The 7335-nt window shown below is 62.1% G+C and carries 2 protein-coding genes; both read left to right on the top strand.

Annotated elements, in window-relative coordinates; all coding sequences use genetic code 11:
- The first annotated feature begins 740 nt into the window (after positions 1–740).
- The gene (locus HDE77_RS20120) at positions 741–2585 is read left to right on the top strand and encodes a protease pro-enzyme activation domain-containing protein (protein WP_184419705.1); all 1845 of its coding nucleotides are present in this window, start codon (positions 741–743) and stop codon (positions 2583–2585) included.
- 91 nt (positions 2586–2676) lie between these two features.
- Positions 2677–7335: pertactin-like passenger domain-containing protein (locus tag HDE77_RS20125; RefSeq protein ID WP_184419706.1), on the top strand; the 4659-nt coding region annotated here is incomplete at its 3' end.

The following is a 7335-nucleotide window of genomic DNA, read 5'->3' on the forward strand; positions in this document are numbered from 1 at the left end:
GCGGTCAACAACACCTTCTTTGGCGAGACTGATACCAAGGGCACCAGCGTGCTGGCGGAAACCGGGCTCAACGTGCAGTTGGGCAAGCTGGCGGTATTTGGTGGGTTGAACTGGCAGGACGGTGGCGCGTTGAAGAGCTTCTTCGGCGGTCAGGTCGGGCTGCGTTACACCTTCTAGGATGATGGGAAAGCAACCCGGCGGACATGAATCCGTCGGATTTCTTTTTGCCTGCACACGAAGGCGCCCGAACGCATAAGTATCCCCGCTCGACGTGACTTGGGGCCACTTTATCGCCCGCTCGCCTATCCCTCTTTCGAGTGATACGAAGTAGCTCGAACGACCGTCGTGCGAAGTTTACGCGTGTGACAGAGTCACTACAGGGAAGCTTGAGCACAGTTGCCAGGGAAGCTAGGGAACCGATTTCGCAGCACCCTCTCGCGTGCGATGCATCGTCTCGATAGGTCGGCATAACCGAGTGCTATTGGCATAGATGCTTGGCACCCGTTGCGAGTGATTCTCCGTCGATACCGTCTTACGTCAGCTCCTGGCGAGTTGATTCGTGCCGGCGTCACTAGCCCAGGTACTCAGTTGCCATGCGCCGCGCCGCAGCAGCGCAAGGATTCTTATTCGCCATAGCAGTGCATCGCGTTCCCGGAGCAATCCGGGTTACTTCATCACCAATTTGTATGAGACCCATGACCATGAAGACGCTTTACAACTCTCGGCTCACGGCATTGGCCATGACCATATCGCTGGCACTTGCCGCGGCCACCGTCATGTCAGTGCACGCGGATGGTGTCACTCACGGGATGGGTGCCGCGGTGGCTCACGCTACGGCGCTGGGTCAGGGCGATGCTCTTGCGGGCGTGTTGCCGCATACGCAAACCATGCACGTCGTGGTCGCGCTCAAACTGCGCAACAGCGACCAGCTCAATAGCCTCATTGCCGCACACCAGACGCTGACGCCGGCACAGTTCTCAGCGTTACATGCGCCGACTCAGCTACAGGCGCAGGCAGTCGCGACGTACCTGACCGAGCTGGGTTTCACGAACGTAGTGATCGCGCCGAATCGCCTGCTGGTGTCGGCGGACGGCACGGCCGACAGTGCGCAGGCCGCTTTTCAGACATCGTTTGCACGGGTGCAGACCCACGACGGGCGTGGAGCCTTCGCGAACACCAGCGACGCACATATGCCACCGTCCATGCAGGACAGCGTGCTGTCAGTAATGGGCCTGCAGAACGTGCATCTTGCGCATAGTTTCGCGGTACGCGCGCAACCCAAGGCGAGCGCCGCGGCGAGCGAGATGGGCTACGATCCGGTCGATTTCCCGTCCATCTACAACGGCACCGGGCTGCCGACCGCGGCAGGCGTCACCATCGGCATCATTGCCGTGGGCGACCAGAGCCAGACCCTCGCCGACCTCAACACTTTCACCGACGCCAATAATCTGGCCCGGGTCGCAACGCAGATCGTCGCCACCGGCGCCGCCGCTCCCAACGGGGACCAGGGCGAATTCGACCTGGATAGCCAGGACATCGTGGGCATGAGCGGTGGCCAGGTGGGCAAGCTCATCTTCTACACCGACCCCGATTTTACGTTCGTCGGTTTGAACGAGAACTTCAACGCGGCGGTGACGGCGAACGTGGCCAAGATCATTAACGTCTCGATCGGTGGGTGCGAACTCGATGCGCAGGCCGACGGTGCTGCTGCCGCCTCGGATGAAATCTTTCAGACGGCAGTTGCGCAGGGTCAGACATTCTCTATCTCCGCTGGCGACGGTGGCGCCAACGAGTGCGCCGGTGAAGGCACCGGTGCCAGTTGGCCGGCCTCTTCGCCGTACGTGGTGTCGGTGGGTGGCACCACGTTGACAGCCACCACGACGACGTGGGGCAGCGAGGTTGTCTGGAACTGGGGTGGGGGAGGGAGCTTCTACGCCACCGGCGGTAGTCCGAGCGCGTTTGAACCCATGCCGAGCTGGCAGGCCGGCTTTGACCCGGCGGCCACGCGCGGCGTGGCGGATATCGCTATGGAAGCGGATCCGGACACCGGAGCAATTATTGTCATTGATGGCAGTTACGCGCAGTGGGGTGGTACCAGCCTGGCTTCCCCGCTCTTCGTCGGCTTTTGGGCGCGCGTGATCGCGGGCAGAGGCACCGCCGTCGGCTTCGCGGCCCCGTGGTTGTATCAGCTACCGGCGACGGACTTCCACGATATTACCGTGGGCAACAACAGCGGCTACCAGGCCAAGGTGGGTTACGACTTTCCGACCGGTCGTGGCACCTTGATCATGAGCAACGCCTACAACGATATCGATAGCGGCAGTCCGCCGCCACCACCACCTATCGTCCCGGTCGCCAACTTCAGCGCGACCTCAAGCGGGCTGATCGCCAAATTCACCGACAGCTCCACCGAAAGTGGCGGCACGATCACCGCGCATGCGTGGACCTTCGGTGACGGTGGCACGTCCAAGCTTGCCGACCCCAGCCATGCCTATCTCAAGGCGGGCATCTACACCGTCAAGGAGACGGTCACCGACAACCACGGTGCGGATGGGATCAAGACCGCGCCGGTGACGATCAAGTAGCGACGCGCGCGCAGCGAGGAAGGTCAGCCGCGATCCTGGGAGGCGGGACGCAGCATCCACCGGTTTTAAAACTTAAAGGGTTGGGTAAGTCATGAATGCAAACACGAATGGCCGTCTAAACAAGACGCGTCACACTCCGAACCTCGCGGTCGCGCCGGTCACCCGCGCCATTCGTTCGGCCCTGGCTATTTCGGCCACGTTGTTGGCTTTGGGAGGGAGCGGTGCCGCGATCGCGCAGGGCACCTGCACCTTCACGACACCGACCACGGTGTCCTGCGATGGCGCCTTCACGACTACGGTGCCGGGTACTTTCTTTACACCTATCGATGATCTCACCCTGGTGCTGGGCGACACCGCGCCAACCAGTGTGACCCCCGCGGCTGGCCTGATGGGGATTGATGCCAACTGGAGCGGTAACGTACGCGTGTTCAGTTATGCCGACATCACCACTGTGGGCGCCAGCGGCATCTTTGCCTACGGCTCGACCTCGGCGACGGTGTTCAACGAAGGCAGCATCACCACCAACGTCACGGCGCCTGGGGCCAAAGCGATGGACGTCAGCGCTTACGGCGGGGTGACTGTGATCAATGGCGGCCCGGTCAACGCCTACAGCACCGGCGCTTACGACGTCACCACGGTCAGCGCCACTGCGGCACATGGCGGTGACCTCAATGTCATCAATTACGCTACCGGCACGATCACCGCCACTGCCCAGGATGGCAACGCCATCGCGGTCAATGCGTCGGCCTACGGCGGTGGGGTGGCCCGTGTCGGCAACGATGGCGCGATCTCCGCGAGTTCGGTCAACGGCATCGCCATTGGTGTCCTCGCGCAATCCGACAGCTACCTTGCCTTCGTCGACAATTTAGGCAGCATTACAGCGACATCCACCAATGGTCAGTCCGTGGGCGTGCTCGCCTCCGGGACGTACGCCTTAGTCGAAAATAGCTACGGAGGCGCGGGCGGCTCGATCGCGGTGACCAGCGGCCAGGATGCGGCGATCGGCATCGAAGCCTATGGCCAAGCCGGCGCGAGAGTTTTCACCTATGTTGGCGGTTCCATCACGGCCACCTCGAACGGTGGCGCGGCCACCGGGGTCCTTGCCCAAGCCTTCAATGGCAGGGCCAGCGTCATCAATGGCGGCAGCATCCAGGCGACGTCCCTCAACTACAGTCCGGCCGTGGGCGTGGAAGCGGATAGCTTGATGTATGGCACCGCTTACGTCGGCAATACCGGCAGCATCTCGGCGACGGCGGTGAGCGGAAACGCCACGGCCATCCTCGCGCAAGCGCAGTTCGGCAGGACGAAGGTCGTTAACGCTGGCGACCTCACGGCAGTAGCCGGCAGCGGGACCTACTATCAGCACAATCGTGCCATTGGCATCGTTGCCTCCAGCGGGACGGTGTACACACCGGGGAACACCGAAGTCATCAATTCCGGCGGTATCACCGCTACCGGTCCCTCACTGGGCGAAGGCATCGAGGGCTCCGCTGGTAATGGCGACCTATTGATCACCAACACCGCCAGCGGCACGATCACGGCCTCCAGCCCGACCGAGGCCATCGGCATCGGTACCGGCCAGGACGGCCACAATGGCTTCGGCCGTTACATCGATGAGCACACCTACAACGCGGTGATCAATAACGCCGGTACCATCTCCGCGAACGCGGACGGCACCAGCTGCGTCAGCACCTGTAGCTATCTGCATGCCACCGGCATCCAGGTCTTTCTCAACTACGGCAATGACGTGACGGTCACCAACTCGGGCGCCATCGCGGTGTCCGTCCTGGGAGGAGTTTCCAGCCACTATCTCGGGGGAGAAGGTATCGATGCGGTTACCTACCGGGGTGACATCGCGATCAACAACTCCGGCCGCATCAACGTCGCCGTCAGTACCCCCAACACCCTTGGCACTGGTACCTACGACTATGCCAACTGGGGCATCAACGCAGAAAGCACTCTTGGCGAAGTCTCTGTCGTCAACTCCGGCGACATCAGCGTCACCAGCCCCAGCGGCGCTAGTGGCGATTTGCTTTCGGGCATCAACGTTAGTGCCGTATACGGCCTCGGCGTTTCCACTGTCGTCAACTCCGGCACTATTTCTGTCACCGGCGACCCCGTTTCCGGGGTCAGCGGCATCGACGTGCACGCCTCTTTAGGATCGCTTGCGATCAGCAACTCCGGCGACATCACGGTAGACGGAGGCTCTGGGGGTGTTACCTGGGGCATCTTTGCACAGGCCGGAAATATCTATAGCAATGCGACGGTCACCAACTCTGGCCGCATCACCGTCGACTCTACCCTCACCCAGGATGATTACGGCATCCAGATCGCCGAGGCGACAGGCCATGACGTTGTCGACAATTCCGGCAGCATCACGGTCACAAGTACACCGTCCGGCCCTGACACTATGGGCATACAAGTAAATTTCGGTAACGGCACGAACACCCCTGACACAATCACCAATTCAGGCGACATCGCCGTCTCCGGTGGAGCCGGCAACACCTTCGGCGTGTATGGTCATTATCAAGACGGGAACAACTACCACCACTCCAACTTGACGTTCAACAACAGTGGTTCGATCAGCGCCAGCTTTATCGACGGACACCCGGCTAGCGGTCCATATATCGATGTGGATGGCGTCAGGATACGAAATGGTAATAGCGCCACTACGGTGAGCAATTCCGGTTCCATCACCGCGACGATGTCAGCCGATCCCCTTGCAGGGCCGTACTCCAATGGGCGTGTCGTTGGACTGGGTGTTCTCGACTTCCCGGATGTGAACCTCCCGCAGTATTCCGCGGACGGCACCATCGCCATCACCAATACCGGTTCGATCGCGGCATCGCTCACCTCCAATGGCGCCAGCTTCTCTTTCTTCCCTAATGACTCTGTCGGTGTCGATGCAGAGTCCACCTACAATGCGGCGAGCTTGACCAATACGGGGTCGATCAGCGCTACCGCACAAACCGACGCCTCTACGTTGGGCGGCGTGACCACCCTCCCACTGTCGGCCGTCGGGCTATTGATGGAGACCGGTACATACATAGGGGGAGGGAGCTACTCCCTGGGTGACACCACGGTGAACAATAGCGCCACTGGTTCGGTCACGGCGTCATCGACCTCCAATTATGGCGGCATCTCGACCAGCGCTACTGGCATCGAGACAGTGCTGGGTCGCTCCTCGTCTTTTCTCGTCAACGCCGGTAACGGCATCACTATCAGCAACGCCGGTCTGGTGTCGGCGACAGCTGCCGTCGGCGGTGCCGATACGCTGGGTTCGGCGACGGCTATTGGTATTTCTGTGCTCAGCTGGTCCGACGGCTTCGTCGACGTGACCAACATCGGCGTGATCAAGGCCACGGCGACTTCTCCCGGCATGGCAACCGCCGCCGGCCTCTCCGCTACCGGCTATAACGTGGCCATCGCCTTAAACGCTGGCGGCTATGTGGGTGCCACTGCGACGGGCGCCAGCGGCAGCGCCACCGGCCTGTCACTCGTCAACTCAGGCACCGCTGCGCTGACCGCCAACAACGACGGCGTCATCAACGCCACGTTCAATGGGGCGGGCGGCAAGGCGTACGGCGCGATGATCACCTCCGCCGGCGACCTGGCTTTCACCAACACCGGTCACATCCTGGCGAGCAATGCCACGTCGGCGGTGGGCGTGGATCTCACGAGCCCGACCAACGTCACGCTGACCAACAGCGGCACAATTACCACCAACTCGGCGGCAGCGGGCAGTGTGGCCGTGCTGAGCACTGACGCATCGAACGCCACCCTCAACAACAGCGGCACGATCAACGGTGCGATCCAGACCGGTTCCGGCAACGACATCTTGACCAACGACGTCAGCGGCATCTGGAACGCGGTGGGTACATCGGACTTCGGCGCCGGTGACGACACCGTCAGCAACGCCGGCACGATCAACCTGAGCAACACGACGATCAGCCTGGGCAGCGACCCGGCGGGCAACCAGTTCGGCAATACCGGCCTGATCACGGTGGTGGGCAGCAACACGATAACGATGGACACCGGTACGCCAGTCAATCCCAACCCGTTCACCAACAACGGCACGATCAACTTCCGCAACGGCGCGGCGAATAACACGCTGACGATCGCCGGCAACTTTGCTGGTAACGGTCAGCTCGACATGGATGTGAACGGTGCGAACGGCACCGGCGATCAGCTGAAGATCACCGGCAACGTGGCGGCCGGCAGCGTGAGCACGGTCAACGTGAACCTGCTGACCGATCCGACGACCGCCTCCACTATGATTCCGCTGGTGCAGGTGGGCGGCACCGCTGCCGCCGGCGCGTTCGTGCTGGGCACCTTCACCCAGCCCAAGGGTTTCCTGGGCCTGAGCGAGGCGCTGGTGAGCACGCCGAACCTGACCTCGCTGGGCCTGACGGTCGCCGCGGCTGCACCGCCACCGCCTGTCACGCCACCACCACCGGGTACTCCGCCAACGACGACTCCGCCACCCGTCACGCCGCCGCCCTCCAGCATCGGTGTCGGCGTGACGGTAAGCGGCCTGAGTCAGTTGGGCACACTGGCAGCCTCTGCCGCTCCGGGTGTGCAGAGCCTGATGAACAGTCAGGTCGGTACGCTGGAAGATCGGATGGGCGCGGTCAGCCAAACGATCAAGGGCGGCTTGAGCTTGTGGACCCGCGCCTTCGCCGACAGCGGTACGGTGTCGCCGGATCACTCGGCCGGTAACTTCGGCCAGAACGGTAACTTCGGGTTTGAC

Source organism: Rhodanobacter sp. MP7CTX1 (assembly GCF_014205795.1).
Lineage (GTDB): Bacteria > Pseudomonadota > Gammaproteobacteria > Xanthomonadales > Rhodanobacteraceae > Rhodanobacter.

Excerpts from the sequence above, each read along its gene's own strand:
- HDE77_RS20120 (WP_184419705.1), top strand. The coding sequence starts at position 741 with ATGACCATATCGCTGGCACTTGCCGCGGCCACCGTCATGTCAGTGCAC.